This window comes from Gymnodinialimonas phycosphaerae, assembly GCF_019195455.1.
GTDB lineage: Bacteria > Pseudomonadota > Alphaproteobacteria > Rhodobacterales > Rhodobacteraceae > Gymnodinialimonas > Gymnodinialimonas phycosphaerae.
This window is the reverse complement of record NZ_JAIMBW010000001.1, coordinates 2589435-2608795: the sequence shown is the minus strand read 5'-3', so window position 1 is coordinate 2608795 and position 19361 is coordinate 2589435. Positions and strand designations below refer to the sequence as shown.

General features: G+C 61.6%; 19 protein-coding genes. 6 read left to right on the top strand and 13 right to left on the bottom strand.

The genetic code is table 11. The features are described from left to right. Window positions 1-9: 9 nt before the first annotated feature. The 3 genes from kduD to KUL25_RS12945 are packed head-to-tail and all read right to left on the bottom strand — an operon-like array spanning window position 10 to window position 1897. Entirely contained in the window at window positions 10-735 is a 726-nt protein-coding gene (kduD, locus tag KUL25_RS12955; protein WP_257893323.1) for a 2-dehydro-3-deoxy-D-gluconate 5-dehydrogenase KduD, read from the bottom strand. Further along, window positions 732-1559: a 5-dehydro-4-deoxy-D-glucuronate isomerase gene (gene kduI, locus KUL25_RS12950; RefSeq protein ID WP_257893322.1), complete on the bottom strand. Its 828-nt coding sequence runs from the start codon at window positions 1557-1559 to the stop codon at window positions 732-734. The genes kduD and kduI overlap by 4 nt, the downstream gene beginning before the upstream one ends. Before the next feature lie 26 nt (window positions 1560-1585). Continuing rightward, entirely contained in the window at window positions 1586-1897 is a 312-nt protein-coding gene (locus tag KUL25_RS12945; RefSeq protein WP_257893321.1) for a cupin domain-containing protein, read from the bottom strand. 174 nt (window positions 1898-2071) lie between these two features. Between KUL25_RS12945 and uxuA the strand changes: the two genes are divergently transcribed. Continuing rightward, window positions 2072-3220, top strand: a complete 1149-nt coding sequence (gene uxuA, locus KUL25_RS12940; protein WP_257893320.1) for a mannonate dehydratase — start codon at window positions 2072-2074, stop codon at window positions 3218-3220. A 28-nt stretch (window positions 3221-3248) separates the two neighbouring features. Here the strand turns inward: uxuA and KUL25_RS12935 are convergent, their stop codons facing one another. Genes KUL25_RS12935 through KUL25_RS12920 form a run of 4 tightly spaced genes read right to left on the bottom strand, consistent with a single transcriptional unit; the run spans window position 3249 to window position 8266 of the window. Next, a complete protein-coding gene (locus KUL25_RS12935; protein WP_257893319.1) occupies window positions 3249-4691 on the bottom strand; it encodes a mannitol dehydrogenase family protein in 1443 nt (480 codons plus the stop codon). After that, window positions 4688-6094 carry a glucuronate isomerase gene (gene uxaC / locus KUL25_RS12930; protein WP_257893318.1) on the bottom strand — a complete coding sequence of 469 codons (1407 nt, stop codon included), beginning with the start codon at window positions 6092-6094 and terminating at the stop codon, window positions 4688-4690. Before uxaC ends, KUL25_RS12935 begins: the two co-directional genes overlap by 4 nt. Window positions 6095-6113: 19 nt before the next feature. Next, window positions 6114-7760, bottom strand: coding sequence for a sulfatase-like hydrolase/transferase (locus KUL25_RS12925; protein WP_257893317.1), 1647 nt, complete (start codon window positions 7758-7760; stop codon window positions 6114-6116). Then, window positions 7757-8266: a MarR family winged helix-turn-helix transcriptional regulator gene (locus tag KUL25_RS12920; protein WP_257893316.1), complete on the bottom strand. Its 510-nt coding sequence runs from the start codon at window positions 8264-8266 to the stop codon at window positions 7757-7759. The genes KUL25_RS12925 and KUL25_RS12920 overlap by 4 nt, the downstream gene beginning before the upstream one ends. 134 nt (window positions 8267-8400) lie before the next feature. On the opposite strand from KUL25_RS12920, the gene KUL25_RS12915 reads away from it, so the two are divergent. Both KUL25_RS12915 and KUL25_RS12910 read left to right on the top strand, forming a co-directional pair. Further along, complete coding sequence (locus KUL25_RS12915) at window positions 8401-9456, top strand: TAXI family TRAP transporter solute-binding subunit (protein WP_257893315.1); 1056 nt, start codon at window positions 8401-8403, stop codon at window positions 9454-9456. A 54-nt stretch (window positions 9457-9510) separates the two neighbouring features. Then, the gene (locus KUL25_RS12910; RefSeq protein ID WP_257893314.1) at window positions 9511-11814 is read left to right on the top strand and encodes a TRAP transporter permease; all 2304 of its coding nucleotides are present in this window, start codon (window positions 9511-9513) and stop codon (window positions 11812-11814) included. A gap of 277 nt (window positions 11815-12091) precedes the next feature. On the opposite strand, the gene KUL25_RS12905 is transcribed toward KUL25_RS12910, so the two are convergent. The 6 genes from KUL25_RS12905 to KUL25_RS21855 all read right to left on the bottom strand — a co-directional run bounded on the left by KUL25_RS12905 (window position 12092) and on the right by KUL25_RS21855 (window position 16757). Next, on the bottom strand, window positions 12092-12949 hold the full coding sequence (locus tag KUL25_RS12905) for a DUF4394 domain-containing protein (protein WP_257893313.1): 858 nt from the start codon (window positions 12947-12949) through the stop codon (window positions 12092-12094). A 108-nt stretch (window positions 12950-13057) separates the two neighbouring features. Next, the gene (gene msrB, locus KUL25_RS12900; RefSeq protein WP_257893312.1) at window positions 13058-13546 is read right to left on the bottom strand and encodes a peptide-methionine (R)-S-oxide reductase MsrB; all 489 of its coding nucleotides are present in this window, start codon (window positions 13544-13546) and stop codon (window positions 13058-13060) included. Window positions 13547-13735: 189 nt separating this feature from the next. Beyond that, window positions 13736-14320, bottom strand: a complete 585-nt coding sequence (locus KUL25_RS12895) for a fasciclin domain-containing protein (RefSeq protein ID WP_427854433.1) — start codon at window positions 14318-14320, stop codon at window positions 13736-13738. 131 nt (window positions 14321-14451) lie between these two features. After that, window positions 14452-15147 carry an anti-sigma factor gene (locus KUL25_RS12890; protein WP_257893311.1) on the bottom strand — a complete coding sequence of 232 codons (696 nt, stop codon included), beginning with the start codon at window positions 15145-15147 and terminating at the stop codon, window positions 14452-14454. Then, window positions 15144-15686, bottom strand: coding sequence for a sigma-70 family RNA polymerase sigma factor (locus KUL25_RS12885; protein WP_257893310.1), 543 nt, complete (start codon window positions 15684-15686; stop codon window positions 15144-15146). Before KUL25_RS12885 ends, KUL25_RS12890 begins: the two co-directional genes overlap by 4 nt. Window positions 15687-15938: 252 nt before the next feature. Further along, window positions 15939-16757 (bottom strand): universal stress protein, encoded by an 819-nt coding sequence (locus KUL25_RS21855; RefSeq protein WP_257893309.1) that lies wholly within the window; start codon window positions 16755-16757, stop codon window positions 15939-15941. 610 nt (window positions 16758-17367) lie between these two features. Here KUL25_RS21855 and KUL25_RS12875 point away from each other — a divergent pair. From KUL25_RS12875 to KUL25_RS12865, 3 genes are all read left to right on the top strand, one after another. Next, window positions 17368-18354: a DnaJ C-terminal domain-containing protein gene (locus KUL25_RS12875; protein WP_257893308.1), complete on the top strand. Its 987-nt coding sequence runs from the start codon at window positions 17368-17370 to the stop codon at window positions 18352-18354. Window positions 18355-18357: 3 nt separating this feature from the next. Further along, window positions 18358-18705: a chaperone modulator CbpM gene (locus KUL25_RS12870; RefSeq protein ID WP_257893307.1), complete on the top strand. Its 348-nt coding sequence runs from the start codon at window positions 18358-18360 to the stop codon at window positions 18703-18705. A 78-nt stretch (window positions 18706-18783) separates the two neighbouring features. Further along, window positions 18784-19356, top strand: coding sequence for a hypothetical protein (locus KUL25_RS12865; protein ID WP_257893306.1), 573 nt, complete (start codon window positions 18784-18786; stop codon window positions 19354-19356). Window positions 19357-19361 lie beyond the last annotated feature (5 nt).

Genomic DNA, 19361 nt, shown 5'->3' with positions numbered 1-19361 from the left:
TTAGTCAGCCTAGCGCGCCAGCCACCCGCCGTCCACGTTCAGCACCGCGCCGTGAATGTAATTTGCCGCAGGCGAGGACAGGAACACTGCCGTCTCGGCGATGTCATCGGCCTTGCCCCAGCGGCCCGCAGGGATGCGATCCAAAATGGCCTTGTTGCGATCCGGGTCTGCGCGCAGGGCCTCAGTGTTGTTCGTCTCGATATAGCCCGGTGCAATGGCGTTGACGTTGATGCCCTTCGCCGCCCACTCGTTGCACATGATCTTGGTCAGCCCGGCAATCCCGTGCTTGGAAGCGGTGTAGCTTGGTACGCGGATGCCGCCTTGAAACGACAACAGGGACGCGATGTTGACGATCTTCCCGGCGCCGCGTGGCAGGGCGGCGCGGGCGAATGCCTGGCAGGTGAAGAACGCGGCCTTCAGGTTCACGTCCAGGACGGCATCCCAATCGGCTTCGGAGAAATCGACGATATCGTCACGCCGGATAATGCCCGCATTGTTGACGAGGATATCGACCCGGCGCGCGGCGAACACATCTTTTGCCGCCATTGGATCGGCAAAGTCGAGCGTCAGCGCCTCGGCCTTCTCGATCATGGCAACCGTCTCGTCACACGACGATCGCCCCGCACAGATTACATGGGCACCGGCACGACCCATGGCCACGGCAATCGCCTGTCCGATGCCCGTGTTGGCCCCCGTCACCAGCGCCGTTTGTCCGTCCAGCGAGAAAGGGGTCATCGCAATGCGTCCATGCCGACCATGTCCATGTCGGCGAAGTCGACGTTGTCGCCCGCCATCGTCCAGCAGAACGTATAGGCCGAGGTGCCCGCACCGCAGTGAATCGACCACGGCGGAGAGATCACGGCCTCTTCATTGGCCATCACCAGATGCCGGGTTTCTTCAGGTTTGCCCATGAAGTGGAAGACGCGTGCGTCCTCGGGGACGTCGAAATAGAGGTAGGCCTCCATCCGGCGATCGTGCAGGTGCGCGGGCATCGTGTTCCACAAGGACCCGGGCGCGAACTGCGTGTAGCCCATCAACAGCTGACAGGTCTCACAAACCTCAGGATGAAGGAATTGGATGATCACCCGCTCATTGGCCGCCTCGCGAGATCCCAACTCGACCCGGCGCGCCTGGTCCAGTTTGATCAGCTTGGTGGGGCAGGTGCGGTGGGCGGGCGAAGAGGTGATATAGAACCGACCCGCGCCCGAGAATGTTACCGCGCCCGCACCCATTCCGATGTAGAGCAGTTCACCCCGCTCCAATGTGTGGGTGTCGCCGCCGACGCTGACCTGTCCCGTGTCACCGATGTTCAAGATGCCCATCTCGCGGCGATCGAGGAAATTCGGCGTCCCGGTCTCTGCCATGTGATCCAGCGTCAGCGTGCCCGCGCCCGGCACGGCAGAGCCAAGGATCAAGCGGTCATAGTGCGTGTAGACGAGGTTGATCTCCCCCTCCGCGAACAGCCCATCCTTGTGGAAATGGCTGCGCAGCCCCTCGGTGTCGAGCGTCTTGGTGTGGGCAGGATCAATGGCGTAGCGCGTCTCGGTTTTCAGGGTCATGGGGTCGTCCTTGCAGGGTCAGGGCGTTACAGAAAGTCGTCGCGGCGGGGCGTGAAGCAATCCACGAGGCGCCCGGGTTCCAAGCACACGCAGCCATGGACCGCGTTGGAGGGGATCACGAAGCTATCCCCGGGGCCGATTTCCATCGGCTCGCCATCCAGCGTGAAGCGAAAGCGCCCGCTTTCGACGAAGGTGGACTGGACGTGGACGTGGTTGTGTAGCGCGCCCTCCGCGCCTTCAGCGCCGAACGTGAACGCCACGACCATCAGGTCAGGATGATCTGCAAGCACCTGACGCGTGACGTTTTTGCCCGCCTCCACGATGGGGAATTCTGCCATGGTCCTACTCTTTCATTCCGGGCTTTTCCTATCTGGTATGATAGTATACCAGTTTGGACAATGAAAGTAGAATGTGCGTCGGCATGCGCGCCATTGGCGCGAGTGCTGGGTTGCAGGGGTGCGGCTCGGTCCCGATGAACGATCTCGGGTCTTACAGCGATGAGGGGCGTTGAAATGCGGGAAACGTGGCGTTGGTTCGGGTCCCTAGATGCGCTGACATTGCCGGAGATTGCGCAAACCGGCGCGGCCGGAATCGTGACGGCATTACACGAAATTCCCTATGGCGAGGTCTGGAGCGCAGAGGCCATCGCCGCACGCAACGCACAGATAACGGACGCAGGCTTCACATGGGACGTGGTCGAAAGCCTTCCCATCCATGAGGCGATCAAGCGCGGCGAGGGCGATCTAAGCGGCTTGTTTGCCAATTATCGCCAATCCATGGCCAACCTTGCGACCAACGGGGTCCGTACAATCTGCTATAACTTCATGCCGTTGTTGGACTGGACCCGTACCGACCTTGCCCATCCCCTGCCGCGCGGCGGTACTTGCCTTCGGTTCGAGGCCGCAAAGATGGCCGCGTTCGAGGTGCATATGGTCAAGCGCGCCGGTGCAGAGGATACCTACAGTGCCGAGGTGCTCGCCGCCGCCCGCAGCTGGTTCGAGGGCGCGACCGAGGCGCAACACGCCGAGTTGTTGGCCGCCGTCATGTCGGGCCTGCCTGGAGCCTATGATCGCTACGACATCCGAAAGCTGCGCAGCGCCCTGCGCGCGTATGATGGCCTATCCCGCGCAGACTTGCGGGCCAATCTCAAACGGTTTCTCGAAGAGGTTATTCCGACCGCGCAAGACCTCGGCATGGCGATGGGCATCCACCCAGATGACCCGCCCCGCGATATTCTTGGTCTTCCGCGTATTGTGTCGGACGCGGACGACATCGCCTGGCTTCTGGATGCCGTGGACACGCCTGAAAACGGGTTGACGCTTTGCACTGGCTCTCTCGGGGCGAACCCGGCGAACGACCTTCCAAATATCGTCCGGCGCTTTGGCGACCGCATCCCCTTCGCCCATCTGCGCAATGTCGCCAAGGACCCCGATGGGTCCTTTCAGGAAGCGGCGCATCTGGAGGGGGACACCGACATGGTCGCCGTCATTGATGAGTTGTTGAAGGCGGAAAGCCGCCGCGACACCGTCATTCCCTTCCGCCCCGATCACGGCCATGACCTGCTGAGCGATACGGGCCGTCAAACCCATCCCGGCTATCCCCTGATCGGCCGTCTTCGTGGCTTGGCCGAGCTACGCGGTGTCATCGCCGCGCGCGGCTGACGCCACGTGTTGGCCCTGTGGGCCCGGCTCAATCCTGATCGTTCGCAAGCCCATTTTCGTGCGCCGCCACGAAAGCACGCACTGTCGCACGCGCGCCATCCCGCTCCAAGGCGCGGTAGGCGGCCCGCACGCCGTCACGGAAATCTGACTGGACGACCAAATTCTCCGAAAATATCTCTCGTATCGCAAGCAAGGCCTCGACCGTTCCCGCCGCTTGCAAGCGCTCTGCCATAGGGTCGCGCACATCGATGGGCTGGCCGTCCTCGTCCACCGCGCCCACGTAGCGCATCCATCCCGCCACCGCGAGGCAGAGCCCGTGCGGAACGCGCCCCATCGCGAGTGTGTCGGCGATTGTTCCCAGTAATCTCTGCGGCAACTTCTGGCTGCCATCCATAGCGATCTGCCATGTCCGATGCCGGATTGCCGGATCGCGGTAGCGTCGCATCAGGGTGGCGCAATAGGCGGACAGGTCCTCGCCCTCCGGCTTGGGCACCGTTGGGGTAATTTCTTCGCGCCACAGAACCTCGCAGAACCGCGCGAAATTGGGGTTCGCGACGGTGTCGGCGATGGTTTCGTACCCCGCAAGATAGCCAAGGTAGGCCAGCGCCGAATGGGTGCCGTTCAGACACCGCAGTTTCATCAGTTCATGGGCCTCGACATTACGCACCAGTTGCGCGCCTGCTGCCTCCCACTCGGGGCGCCCGGTGGGGAAATCATCCTCGATCACCCATTGGCGGAAGGGTTCGTGAAAGACGGCGGCGGAATCCATGGTGCCGGTGAGGTCCACAAGCGCCGCCCGGTTCGCGTCGGTCGTGGCGGGTGTGATGCGGTCGACCATCGTGGAGGGGAAGGAGACTTCGGCCGCTATCCAATCCGCAATGTCAGGGGAGACGCGGCGCGCGAAATCCAGGGTCACGGCACGGGTCAGCGCGCCGTTCGACGGGAGGTTGTCGCACGACAGCACGGCAAAGGGCGGCGTGTCGGATTGGCGCCGCACTTCTAGCCCCGCCACGATGAATCCGATGGCAGATGTCGGGAAATTTGGATTGGACAAGTCATGGGCGATGTCTGGATGAGCGGGATCAAGGCCGCCGGTTGCCGGATCATAGCCATAGCCCTTTTCGGTGATCGTCAGGGATACAATTCGGATTGCTGGGTCTGCCAGCACATCGATGACCGCGTCGGGGTCTTCCGGCGCAACAAGAACGTCGGTGATGGCGGAAATGACCTTTGGCGCCATCCCATCTGCCGCGAGGGCGACGGAGGTGTAGACGCCGCCCTGAGGGGCTAATTGATCCCGGGCGGTGGGGCTTTTCAGCGAGACCGCGACAATCCCCCAATCGCCGCCTGCGGCCTGCAGGGCCTCATCAGTATAGGGGGCCAGATGGGCGCGGAAGAACGCGCCGGGGCCGAAATGTACGATGCCCGGGGGGGCGGCATCGCCGGTGCGCGTCAGTCGCGGCGGTTTCATAGGCGGTACGCCTCTTTGGCGAGGCGATAGGTCAGGTCGTGGGCGACCTCAAAGGCTTCGTTTTCGCGCAACCGTCCCGTGCCCACCAACTCCGCCAGATAGGCGCAATCTGTGCGCCGGGCGACGTCGTGGCGCGCGGGGATGGAGCAGAACGCCCGTGTATCGTCGTTGAAGCCCACGGTGTTGTAGAAGCCGCAGGTTTCGGTCGTGGTCTCACGGAAGCGCTTGATCCCCTCGAAGCTGTCAAAGAACCACCATGGTGGCCCGAGGCGCAGGGCCGGATAGGCGCCCGCCAGCGGTGCCAATTCGCGCCCGTAGGATGTCTCATCAAGTGTGAAGAGAACGATCGTCAGGGCGGGTTCCATCCCCACCGCATCCAACAAGGGTTTCAACGCGTCCACGTAGTTGGTGCGCCCCGGAATATCGAAACCCATGTTACGGCCATGCTGCGCGAAGACGCGGGCCGAGTGGTTGCGCCGTGATCCCGGGTGGATCTGCATCACCAGTCCATCCTCTAGGCTCATCCGCGCCATCTCGGTCAGCATCTGGCCCCGGAAAACGTCGGCCTCCGCTGCGGTGCACCTCCCTGACAGCGCCTTCTGAAACAATGCTTCCGCCTGCGGGCGGAGCAGATCCTCGGTTCGCGCGGTGGGGTGGCCGTGGTCCGTTGCCGTCGCCCCAAACGTCTTGAACGAGGCGCGCCGCGTTCGGTGGGCCTTCAGGTAGCCCTCCCATGTTGTGGTGTCTTCTCCGGTGATCTCGCCAAGCCGCGTGACGTTTGCGGCGAAGCCTTCGAACTCCGGGTCGACCACGGCGTCGGGGCGATAGGTCGTCACGATACGGCCCGTCCAGCCGCTGTCGCGGATCATCTTGTGCCATCTCAGGTCATCCAGCGCGCCTTCTGTGGTGGCCAGAACCTCGATATTGAACCGCTCGAACAACGCGCGGGGCCGCATGGCATCCTGCGCCAGCCGCGTTTCGATATGGTCGTAACACGCGTCTGCCGTCTGCTCTGACAGAACCACATCCAACCCGAACACATGCTCGAACGCATGGTCGAGCCACATTGCCGTGGGTGTCCCCCGAAACAGGTGCATGTTGCGCGCCCACAGATGCCAGATCGCCCGGGGATCCGCCTTGGACGGCCCGCCATCGACCCGTGGCAGCCCAAGATCGGGCATCGCGATGCCCTGGCTGAGCAGCATCCGAAACACGTAGTCGTCGGGTACGATGAACAGCTCGGCGGGGTTGGGGAAGCGCGTGTTCTCGGCGAACCAGCGAGGGTCGCAATGGCCGTGGGGACTGATGATCGGCAGGTCCTTGACGCTTCCATAAAGGGCGCGCGCCAGCGATCTCAGGCGGGCATCCAAGGGGAACAATCGATCAGGATCGGTCAGGGGCATGTCAGGCAGCGCCCTTGCGTCAGGGCTTCCCTTTCGGGGTCAGGTCACTGAAAGGAAAGCCGGTATCCGCCTCATATTCCGCCGCGTCCCAGAAGCCGATCAGAATGCCGGATTTGGCCGCCGTTTTCTGACGGGCCAGGACGGCGGGTGTGGCCGTGATCCGGGAATGGTGCTGGAGGCCCCAACTCAGCAAGGCCGCCTCCATACGTGCGCGGACATCTACGTGATCCTCCGCGTCTGAGGTCCCCAGGTCGACCAGTTCCATCGGGTCTGACTTCAGGTCAAACAGGATCGGGTCGAAGCCTTCGCAGCGGATGTATTTCCAACGGCCATCATGGATCATCAGGGTGTGTGCGTCTTCTTGCGGCACATCGAGGCTGCGGGCCATTTCCGACCAATGGTAGTCGTGTTCGCTGATCACGTAGCTACGCGCGAAACCGTTGGTGCCGTGAAGGATCGGCGTCAGGTCCCGGCCTTCTATGATGTGGGGCTTTGGCTCGCATCCGAGGGCGTGCATGAAGGTTGGCGCGAGGTCGATCATTTCCACCAATGCGTCCGAGACGTCCCCGCGCGTAGCCGCGGCCTCCGGGCGCGGGTCGGAAAGGATCAGGGGCACCTTGACTGCCATCTCGTGGTAGAAATCCTTGTCGCCCATCCAGTGATCGCCCATGTAATCCCCGTGATCGGATGTGAAGGCGATGATGGTGTTCTCGCTCAATCCCTTGTCATCCATCCATGCGAAAAGCCGGCCCAAGTTGTCGTCAAGTTGCTTGATCAGGCCCATGTAGGCGGGGATGACATGCTCGCGGACGTGATCGCGTGAGAAACTGCGGCAAACGCGGGCGTCCAGATAGGCGCGCATCAGCGGGTGGGCTGTGTCGCGTTCAGCGTCCGAGCGAACGGGATCGATGATGTGCCGTTCGTCATACATATCGTGGTAAGGGGCCGGTACGATGTAGGGCCAATGGGGCTTGATGTAGCTGAGGTGGCACATCCAGGGCCGCCCGTCCTGCATCGCGGATTCCATGAAATCCATGGCACGATCGGTCATGTAGGCAGTTTCCGAATGCTCTTCCGGGACGTTGGCCGCGAGGCGGGAATTCTTCAGGAGCCATGCCGACAGAAGCTCTCCGTCGTCGTCGACGCCGGAATTGGCGAAATCGCCCCAAGGATTGGCACTGTCGTAGCCCTGCGACACGAGGTAGTCGTCATAGGCCGACCACCCTTGCCGAGCGCTATCGGGATGCAAGCCGTCGTCTCGCTCGAACGGTTCGAACCCGCATTCAGAGCGGCGCACGCCTATCTCGCTGGCTGGATCGATGCCAAGCCAGGCCATCCCTTCCATATCGGCGGTCATGTGGGTCTTGCCCACCAGAACCGCTCGGGCGCCTGCCTCTCGCAGGTGATCGCCAAGGGTCGGCTCGCCCACCCGCAGGGGCATCCCGTTCCACGTCGAGCCATGGCTGCGGACATAGCGGCCTGTGTAGGCGGACATGCGCGAGGGGCCGCAGACGGGGGACTGCACGTAGGCGTTGGTGAACCGCACCCCGCGTGCGGCCAACGCGTCGATGTGGGGCGTGTGCAGATGCGGGTGGCCGTAGCAGCTGAGGTAATCGAAGCGCAGTTGGTCGGCCATGATCCACAGGACGTTGGGGCGATCGGTCATGGTGACTTCTCCAATTGGGGCGCGACGGGGATCGGGTGCTCCAGTACGTGCTCGAACCGATCCAACAGGTGCAAAAAAGTCTGCAACTCCTGCGGGGTGAATTCTTCTGCCAGGCTGTCCCTGCGTCGCTTCATCGTCGGCGCGGCTGTGGCGAAGACTTGCGCACCGGCGCTGGTCAACTCGACAAGAGACTGACGTTTGTCGTCTCTGTTGCGCACGGCCTCGACCCAGCCCTTTTCGATCATCTTCGGCAAGGCGCGGCTGATCAGCGAATGATCGGTGCGCTGAATGGAGGCCATGTCCTGAATGCTGAGGGGGCCCGCCTCGGACAAGTCCCACAGGACCCGCCATTCGGTGATGGACAGGCCAGCGGAGGATTTGAGCAGCCGTTGCGCTTGCCCACGTGAGGCGATGACGGCTGCCGACATGCGACCAAAGAGGTTTTTGTCCTGTCTGGCCTTGCGTGCGGCGATGCGCTTGGCGCGGTGTTCAGTCTTCAAATCCATGGGTGCCTCCAACCTCAACACTCAACACCACGAAATATTAGGTGACAAGTCATATAATTTTTGCCAACCTCCACCGAACAACAAGCAATCAATGCAAAGTCACCGGGAAGCGGGTGACTTCAAGGGAGGAAACAATGTTCAAAGCACCCATCGCGGGGGCGCTGCTGGCCGTATTGCCCGCCGTCACTTTCGCGCAAGTCACGTTGACGGCTGAAACCACGTCTCCGGGCTCGACGCCGCACTACATCGATACGACCCTTGCAGGGGTTCTTGAGTCGGCGGGGGTCGCGACCTTGCAAATCACAGAAGGGGCGACGCTGACAAACTCGGTACAAGCCGTGGCCGAAGGGCAGTTGGATATGGCGCCCGCGCCGTTGATCCTGCCATTTCTTCTGTCGCGCGGGATCGGACCCTATTCGGGTGTCGGAGAAGAGCAAGGGGCCGAATTGGCAAGCAACCTGCGCGCGCTGTTCTTCACCGCCGCATCCGCCCAGATATTCGGTCACTACGACAGTGGCGCGATTTCCGACATCACCGAACTTGAGGGCATGCGGATCTGGAACGGCCCGCCCCGTGGCGCGGCGCTGACATCCGGGCGCGCGGCGGTGCAATTGCTGTCGGGCTTGCAGGAAGGCGAGGGCTATGAAGGCATCCAGTCGCCTTGGCCGGATACGGTGTCCACCATTACCGGCGGCGGTGCCGACGGATGGACGATCCCCGAGGGCCTGCCTTCAGGCCGCCAGATCGCGATTGCCTCGGCGGGCGCGATCACGATCTACGACATGCCATCTGATTTGCTGAACAGCGAACTTGGCCAGCAAATCGTGAATGCACCGGGTCATGCACCTTATTCCGTACCTGTCGAGGAAGTGCGCGCGGCCTATGCCGGCAATGACATCACCATCGTCACCGACGATGATACCTTTGACAGCTTCGCCACAGCCTTCGCGCAGATCGTCCCCGCCGGAATGGATGAGCAATTGGCCTATGACATCACCAGCGCCTTTCTTGCTGGTCAGGAGCGGTTTGAAACGGGCTCTCCGCGCGGGCCTTACCTGTTCCTGAGCTTCGGAGATGTCGACGGCGTCAGCCAAGGGGTTTGTGGCGCTGTTAACATGGCGATGCATCCCGGCGCGATCCGCGCCTATGAAGACGCGGGCCACACGATCGCCGATTGTTTGCGTCCATGATTGGTCTCATCGCGGGGGGCAGCCTGCTGCCCTCCGACACGCCCGAGGCATCCCGTGGATAGAAGCCTACCCATCGGCCAGCGCATTGCCCTTGTTCTGGCCCTGATCCTCGTGGTTATCGGCATGGTCAATACCATGCCGGAAATCGCGGGGCTTCAGGACTGGGCGCGTGAGGTGACGGGCCTGCGCTATTTCCGCGTGTCGAGCTTCCCTCCGGAGTATCTTTATCCGCCGCTATTCATCCTGATGATGGTGATCGTGGCTTTGGATGCCAGTGTCTACCGGGCGTGGCGCACGGAGAAGCCATCGCGGGCATGGCTTGGCGCCCTTCTGGACGGAAGCCTTGTGCTGGCGGCCGTTTTGGGCGCCCTGGGCTTTCTTATCGAGATCGACTCCATCTGCCTGATCGACCAGATCACCGGCGAACGCGCCCGGCTGATCGCCGACGCGATGGAACGGTCCGCCGGGGTAATCCCCGGCATGACGCTGGAGGCCGAGGTGCCAGCCTGTCAGGCGCGTTTCGGGATCTGGATCATACCGCTGCTCTTCACCATCATTACCCTGTTTTTCCTTTATATCATTCGCGTTTGGGGGTTCCCGCTTGTGGCCGTCGCCAGCATCGTGGTTTTGTACACGGTCATCACGGCGCTATTCTGGGTGTTTGATCTCAGCGACAATAACTTCCTGCTGACGAAGCTTGGCGCCGATGGCGGCGATCCATTGGCTGCCGCAATCCAGAAGGCCACGAACGTGTTCATCACGCCCGATGGCTTCATGGGGCGGTTCATGGACATCATCGTCAGCCAGGTCTTCCCCTATGTCGTTCTGGGGGCGCTGTTCGGGACCTCTGCCGGAGGGACGTCGCTGATCAAGCTGGCTGTGCGGCTGACGCGCAATCTGCGGGGCGGCCCGGCCCATGCTGCAATCGTGTCCTCTGCGATGTTCGGCACGATCACCGGTGGGCCTGTCACCAACGTGCTTTCGACCGGGCGGCTTACAATTCCGATGATGCGGCGCAATGGATTTTCGCCTCAGTTCGCAGGCGGGGTGGAAGCCGCCGCCTCGTCGGGTGGGCAAATCATGCCGCCGGTGATGGGGGTCGCGGCCTTCGTTCTCGTGGCGCTGACCGCCGTGCCCTATACCAAGGTCATCACCGCCGCCTTTATCCCGGCCATGGCCTTCTTCTTCTCGATCTTTCTGGCGGTTCTCTTTCAGGCGCGACGCGAGAAGGTCGAGGCGATGCGCACCATCCCCGACGACCTTTTGATGGTGCGACAGGATTGGCTGAACCTGACCATCATCTTTGTGCCGATCCTGACCATCCTTTTCCTGTTGCTGGGTAACAAGGACGCATTCGGCGAAAGCCTTTTGGCGGGAATACTGCCTGCGGGCGTTACCCAAACGATCGTCAACGCCACGGGCGACGCCGTATCCGCCGGGTGGTGGGCCGTGATCGTCCTTCTGCCCCTGCTGTTTCTGGATCCCGCGACCCGGGCGAAGCCATCAAAGGTGCTGGTCTCGCTTGGAGAGGGCGGTATCCTGATCTCTCGGCTGTTCCTTTTGTTGTTTGCGGTGTCGATCATCTCGGCGTTTCTCAACGAAAGCGGCCTGACGGGTGAGTTGACGCGGTCTGTGACAGCCTGGCTGGAGACGGCACAGGTTCTGAGGATCGCGGGCTGGGAGGTCGAAATCGCAGGCGGCGTCTACCTGATGCTGGCGCTATTTTGCGCCATGCTTTGCGCCATTGTTCTGGGCATGGGCATGCCCACTGTCCCGGCCTATGTGAACGTGGCCTTGTTGTTGGGACCGCTGCTTGCCAACCTTGGGGTAAGCTTTTTCACGGCGAACATGTTCGTCTTCTACTTCGCCGTCGCTTCGGCCATCACGCCCCCCGTCGCCATCGCCGCATTTGCGGCGGCGTCGATCACCAAGACCGAGCCTATGCGCACCAGTATCTCTGCCGTGCGGGTCGGCATTGTCATGTTCACCATTCCCTTCGTGTTTGCTTGGTATCCCGAACTCTTGCTGATCGAAGAGGCGGTCACCATCACGGATGACGCCGGGCGCCGCATGTTGATCGAAGGGTATGACGGGGCGATCAACTGGCCAAGTCTGGCCGCGCTTTGCCTGAGGCTGATCCTCGCCTTGTACCTTGTCGCGTCCGCGCTGGCGCGGTTTGATCGAGGGCCCATAGGGCGCGCCGAAATGGGGCTTCGTCTGGTCGTGGCGATCATGGTTCTGTGGAAGACTCCCGTCATCATGTCGATCGGCATTGCCGCCGCAGCGTTTATCATGGTCGTGCATGCCGTGGTGCAATTCCGAAGGGCGCGAGACGCACAGCCAGAGCCGTCGGTCTGAAATTGCCCCAAGCTATCGCGCAGGTGAGCGATACCGAAGAGCTGGATGATTTGAAGGTTCGTCTGTTGCGAGGTGTTCCAATTCTCGCATCGGCTGGGTCACCTCAACACGGTCCTGTATCTGTTGGGATCAAATTGGTGAATTCTGCCTTGACCAAAGGCGATGCAAACCCTGGAGAGGGCGCATCGTGCGTTTTGATTGGACAGCGCTGTTTCGGCATGGGCCCTTGAGGATCTGAAAAAGGCGCCCCACGGAGCGCCTTCTGGATATCAGCGTCTTACATTCCGGTTTGCGAGACGGCGAAGCCCGTGATGCCCCCCATCCCGAGATCGGCCAGCAGAGTTGCCTCGGCCGTTTCCAGGTCGACGCTGTAAAGGCCGGATGTCTCGGCGCCTTCCATCTGCAAGATTGCGTAGGCCATATCCGTGCCCTCCTCTGGCGAGACGATGTCGAAGCCACCCGCCGCCGCCAGATCCACGGCCATGCCGTCGACCGTCACGGGCGCCACAGTCGTCAATTCGCCAGCATTGTTGGCAAGGCTGACCAGCGCGTCGGTTTGGGCATCCAGCGCATATTGGAACGTGCTTTCCGCGGTCATGCCAGAGATGGCATTGGTGTAGGCATTGGCGAAGATCATCGGGTCCGCGCCTGCGTTTGCGTCGGCCTCACCATAGAAGGCATCCGTAAAGCGCAACACGGAATTGGCGCGCTCATCTCCATCGCCGAAGTCTGCGGGAAAGTAGACCAGGTTTGCCCCATCAGAACCTACCGCGCGCACTGCGTCGATGGCGTTGTTGAAGTCGAATGCAGTTGCGGACCTGGCGATCATCGCGTCGTCCGCGAAGCGCGCTTCCAGATCTGTCATTTCTCCGGACATCGGGTCAATCGCGTAGATCATCCCATCGGTCGAGAAGCCCAACAGCTCGCCCGTGACGGGGCGGTAGGCAATCGCGTCGACCTGCGCGGAAAGGTCGAACATCATCGCTGCGACCGGGTCGGCGATGCTGGCCATTGTTACAAGCGTCATGCCGTCGTTTGTCAGCGCGTAGCCCATCAGGTTGGCGTGGCCGTCGGCCTGGGCGGCACCGGTGGCAAGCAGGGCGGCAATGGAAGCGGTGGTGAAACGGGTGATCATGGAAAAACTCCTTGGTTGACGTCGGTTCGTGACCGACACGTTGGAAGCCACGGTTCAGGCTTCGGGAAAGTTTCAGCGGTGCGAACGAAGGTGTGCTGGCCGCCTGGATCAGGCTGCCGGCCGAAAAGTCAGTGACAGGCCATTCAGGCAATGGCGCAGTCCTGCGGGCGGTGGTCCGTCGTCAAGGATATGGCCCAGATGGCTGCCGCAGCGGCGGCAATGGCACTCCGTGCGGATCTGAAAGATGAAACTGCGGTCTTCCATCGTGCCGATGGCGCCGAGGATCGCTTCGGTGAAGCTTGGCCATCCGGTGCCGCTGTCGAATTTCGTCTCTGACGCGTAGAGCGGCAGGTCGCATCCCTTGCAGTGGAATACGCCCGCGCGAAATTCTTCGTGCAGGGGGCTGGAATAGGCGCGCTCCGTCGCGCCTTCACGCATGACGGCATAGGCGTCGTCACTGAGCAGGGTGCGCCACTCGGCCTCCGTCCGGGTGACTTCAAACGGTCCTTCGGCCACGACGTCTGCCATCCCGGTTCGGGAGCTTGCACCAAGAATGGACGCGGCGGCAGTGGTCAAGAGAAAGTGACGTCTGATCATGGGAGCCTCGCAATCGTTGAAAAGAAGGGGGAGTGCACGAACGCGACGGGTGTTTGCCTGGGTTGGGGACAAAAAACCAAACACTCGGTATGCGTGGCCATCGGGACAGATGGCCAAAACATTGCGTCCGTGCACAGGAACCCGGCCAAGCACCTGAAATGGCCGGGAACTCTGGGTTGTGAGCGACGTTTACGACGCAGAAGGCAACAGAACGGTGTCGATCACGTGAATGACGCCGTTCGATTGATCGACGTCCGCGATCGTGACGGTGGCCATGCGGCCCTGTTCGTCTTCGATCATGATCTGACCGTTCATCATCCGGGCCGTGAACACGCAGCCACCAACCGTTTCGATCGGATGTGCGCCGCCGTCATCGGCGATCATGCCGCCAATGGCCGAGGAGAAGGCTTCAGCTGCCACCACGTGACAGGTCAGGATTTGCGTCAGACGGCCCCGGTTGGCGGGCTCCAGAAGTGCCGCAACGGCTCCTTCGGGCAGGGCTGCGAAGGCATCATCGGTGGGTGCGAATACGGTGAAGGGACCTTCACCCGAAAGGGTTTCGGCCAGACCTGCCTCGACCACGGCAGCCACGAGGGTCGTGTGGATGGGTGAGTTCACGGCGTTCTCGACGATATTGCGCTCGGCCAACATGGGGGCGCCGCCGACTGTCGGATTGGACTGCGCTACCGCACCAGAGGCCACAAGGGTGACCATCGCGCCACCGGTCAGGGCGGCAGCAAGGGGGCGGGCGAGGAAATGGGAATTCAGGGTCATAAGTAGCTCCTAGTTGGTGATGCCGGTTGTTCCCGGCGACACCAAAAGCCACGAATACGCAGGCAGAGGAGTTTCACGAATTCCGCAAAAAAATGCGGATCAGAGCGTATCCTTCTGTAAGTAAACGATATTTAAAGGGAGATTACTGGGCCAGCTGCCAGAACATCGCCGGTTGGCGCCCCAGTCGGCGAGCCGCCGGGCGGTTCATCGGACACGGCAAGGACCGCCTGCGTCAGAAGCGTCTGCAGGTCCTCGGCAATGGAGATCGTCGTCGTTCCATCCCCGGCCAGCAAGCCAAGTGACACTGGCGCGGCCTCTCCTGCAATCAGCCAAAGCTCTTGCACCCGGTCCAACGCGGGGGTCCCGGCAGCCTGTTGGACCCGAAGCGTGGCCGCGTCAGGATCATACAAGGCCACAAACTGCGCGTCGCCCGTGATCGGCGCCAATTGCGCCACGAAGGCGGGCCGCGGGTCAACCGTCGACATCGGCCCGAAGAAAAGAAGCCCTGCCAGGGCCAGACTGGTTGCAAAACCTGCCAAGGCCAAACTGCGCCAGATCGCCAGCGGCGACCACGTTCTGGGGCGCGTATCCGTGAACAGGGTGGCTTCGATCCGGGATTGGAGGGCTGAAGGCGGCACCACCGGGGCGACCTCGGCCTCGGCAAGTGCGGCGAATTCTGACTGCCACGCCGCAACCAACGCAAAAAGCGACGTGTCCGTCCGCAGACGCGCCTCGAAGGCCGTCACCTCTTCAGGGGACAGCAAGCCCAACGCGTATTCCGCGGCGAGGGCATTGTCATCGGGCGATATGTCGGTTGGGTGCGTCACCGCGACAAACACTCCTTCAGGTTCATAAGGCTACGGCGCAGCCATGTTCGCATCGTATTCAGCGGCACGTTAAACCGCAGGGCCAGATCCGCATAGGATTGGCCGTCCAGATAAGCACCGCGCACGGCAGCCGCACGGTCGCCCTCCAATTCATTGAGGCAGGCGATGACACGCCGTGCCTCATCCGCGGCGATGGCTTGACCTTCCGGCCCGAGGCCTGCGGCGGCGATCGGCACTACCTCGTCGATATCCGAGGTGACTGGGCCCCGCGCGCGCAGGCGGTCGATCGCCTGGTTGCGGGCCACCGTGATCAGCCATGTCATCGGGCTGTGGCCGGTTACGCGATACTTGTCTGCCTTGTTCCAAATCTTGACGAAAACGTCTTGCAAGACGTCCTCCGCTAATGCGCGGTCCTTCAAGACACGCAGGCAAATGCCAAAAAGTTTCGCGGAGGTTGCCGAATACAACTCGGAAAACGCTTTCCGATCGCCCATCTGAACGCGTGCGAGTAGGTTTTCGATATGCTGAGGGTCCATCATCACCCCGCACTCAACGCGGTTCGGGTGGGTTTGCCAACCCGGTAGTAGGGTGCCCCCCATCACAAGCCCGTTTTGGCACGGCTTTGGCAGCTCTGCTTGCCGTTGCGCGTCAAACCTCAAGAAGGCGGCACGGCCTCAATACTTCCTGCGCCCGCTGGTTCCGACGCTTTAGCTCAAGACTGCCAAGGACATTCGGTGCGACGGTCAGATTTAACCGGCGCACCCAAGACCATAACCAGGATCGCCAAAGGTTTAGTGTGACATCAGTACGGGAACCTTCGAGCCCGCGATCACATCCGTGGTAACGCCGCCGAACAGATCATGGGAGAACTTCGAATGCTCGTATGCGCCCATCACGATAAGGTCGGCACCGATTTCCTGCGTCGCTTTCAGGATCGTATCACCGATACTGCCGGATTTGGTGCGTTGCGAATGCTCTGCATTGATTCCATGGCGTTTGAGATTTGTGATCAAGCGATCCGTGCCCGGCGGCGTGGTCTTGCCGATGGTCAAAACGGTGACTTTACCTTTCTCTTCCAGCATCGACATGGCGTCGCCAATCGCCCGCGCAGCGGCGCGTTTTCCGTCCCACGCCACGGCCACATGGGTCGATAGGCCCGGCGCGTCGTAGTCGTTCGGCACGACAAGAACCGGGCGGCCCGACTGAAGCGCAATCATGTCGGGGCTGGCTGACATGTGCTTTTCGACGGCATCGTGGGTTTGTGGCGCAGTGACGACCAGATCATAGGTACGCGCAATACTGGCAACAGTCGCGCCGTCCTGATCGACGACATCAAAGATATCTGCGAAATCGGCACGTCCTTGCTGGCCCACCAACTCCATGAAGACCTCTTTCACGCGCGCGATCTCGCTGGCTTCGGTCTTCTGGATGGTTTCCAGAACCTCCCGCGGGGCCTGTCCCCCCAACATGCTGAGGACCCGCGATCTTCCGTGCCCCACAACGCCGGTCAGCCAGGCATCATGGTCGGTTGCGATTTTCAGCGCGTGTTTCAGGGGGCTCTGCGAAGCATCCCAACCCGAATAGGCAATGAGGATATTCTTTACGGTCACGTGGTGTCCCTTCCTTTTTCCAGTCTCTTCAAGAACCCTGAAGCCCGCCGGGCGATCTATCGACGCAGCAGAGCTTTGTGAGATGCTACGCCCGACGGCACCTGCGCTGGCGTCGTAGTGGCTTGCTTCAAGTTGCTTTTTACATTCGCTTCAAGGCTCCTCCGAAATCGGCAAATCGGCCCTGTTCTCCATCTGGGATGGCCGGAACGAGCGCGGTCAAGCAGCCGACCTTTTACAAGAACTACCGCGATTGGTTTCGTCTGACTTTGTTCCAGATCAACGCCCTCCCTTGTGCCTGCTGGGTAGGCGCCCCGCTGCGGGTGTTTGCACGTCCTGCACATCGGGCGCATCGGTGTGAGTGTCATTCACGATGCAACCATCGTCGAGGGTTGCGTTTGGTCAATCGGTAGACACATGGGGCTGATAATAAGAATGCAGAGCGCATCGCCAAGCTGCGAGTTGAGACGATGGATACCGAAAGCACCGCCATCTCAACGAAACGCAAGAGACGCCAGTGCCGGAGGGGCGGACGGATCAGGCGATTGATCTGAATGGAGCACCCGAACCTTCCGGGCGGTGCGCAACGGATGATGTGGAGCAATGCAAGCGCATGGAATACAAGGATTATTACAAGATACTGAGGGTGGAGCGGGGCGCCAGCCAAGACGACATCAAGCGCGCCTATCGCAAATTGGTGCGCAAGTACCATCCCGATGTGAACACTGGCCCCGACGCCGCCGCGGCCGAGGTGAAGTTCAAGGACGTCGGTGAGGCCTATGAGGTTTTACAAGATCCCGAAAAGCGCGCGGCCTATGACCAGTTGGGCGCCAACTGGAAGGAGGGTCAATCCTTCCGTCCCCCCCCCGATTGGGACGACGGGTTCGAGTTTTCAGGCGGCGGCTATACGCAAGCCGATCCGGAGGCGTTCAGCTCCTTCTTCGAGAATCTGTTCGCGCGCCGTGGCGCCCAAGGCGCAAGTATGGGGGCGCGCGCTCAAGGCCCTTCCATGCGGTCAGAGCGGCAGTTTCATGCCGCCGGCCAGGACCACCACGCCAAGATCGTGATCGATCTGGACGAGGCTTACAACGGCGGCACCCGCGATTTCACCCTGCGCGCGCCCGAGCTTGACGCAAGCGGCCACGTCGTCCTGCGTGAACGCAAGGTGCGGGTTGCGATCCCGAAGGGGGTGAAAGAGGGCCAGCACATTCGCCTTGCCGGAAAAGGCGCACCCGGGATCGGACGGGGGCAGCCGGGGGACCTCTATCTTGAAGTCGCCCTGCGCGAAGATCCGATCTACCGGGTCGAGGGGCGGGACGTCTTCATGGATCTGCCCATCACCCCCTGGGAGGCCGCCCTCGGTGCCCATGTCGATCTGCGCACCCCCGGAGGCAAAGTGGATTTGAAAATTCCCAAACATGCGCAATCGGGCAAGAAGCTGCGCCTCAAGGGGCGGGGCATTCCGGGCAAGCCCGCGGGCAATTTCTACGCGGTACTCAAGATCGTCATTCCTCCGACGGAAACGGACAAGGGACGCGCGCTTTATGAACAGATGGCGGAAGAGATGGATTTCGATCCCCGCAAGGGAATGGGAGGCTAAGGCATGACGGACTCACACGATCTCGTGGCGATGAGCGAGTTGATTGAAGCGATCTCTCTGATTGAATTGTGCCGCATCTGCGGGTCACGGGCCGACTGGATTATCCAGTTGGTGGATGAGGGCATTCTGGAGCCAGAGGGCACCCGCCGCACCGGATGGCGGTTCGACAGCGCCAGCATCACCATCGTGCGCAAGGTGCAACGGTTGCAAAGTGATCTGGACGTGAACATTCCCGGCATCGCCGTGGTCTTGTCGCTGGTTGACGAAAACGCGCGCCTGAAGCGGCGGGTGCAGGCGCTGGACCGCGCCACGCAAGTCACCATACCGATGCCCGATGCGCCCCCCGAATGACCGGTGATTGATCCCGGTCAATCGGGCCCCGGCGCAAATGTCCACAAAGGGGCGACGTCACCGAAGGGGATCATCACCGTGAACACGACTGAGCATCGCAAAACTTACATCAACGTGCCCGAAGCCGTCGGCGTTTTCGACAGCTTCGAGTCCCTACAAGCCGCGATCTACGATTTGCGCATGGCCGGGTTCAGTCGACGGGATATCAGCCTGCTGGGGGACAAGAAGGCGATGGAGAAGACCCTCGGCTCATCCTATTGGCGGGCCGCGGATCTGGAAGACAACCCCGACGCGCCGCGGGCGGCCTTCGTCTCGGAAGAGGCAATCGGAGAGCTGGAGGGCGCTGTTGCGGGCGGCTTCTTTTTCCTTGGATCCTACATCGCCATGGCCGCGATGCTGACGCCGCTCAGCACTTTGGCGGCTTCGATCGCGGCCATCGCGATTGGCGGCGGTCCGGCAGCGGTGATCGGCACTTTGCTGGCGCGACGTGTGGGCAAACACCACAAGGATTACTACGCCGATCAGATCCGCAACGGCGGCGTCCTTGTTTGGGTCAGAACGGTCGACAAGACTCATGAAGACCTCGCGGTAAAGATCCTTGAGGGCCATTCCGGGCGCGACGTCCATGTTCATCCGTGGAGCGAGGATTGACCCGC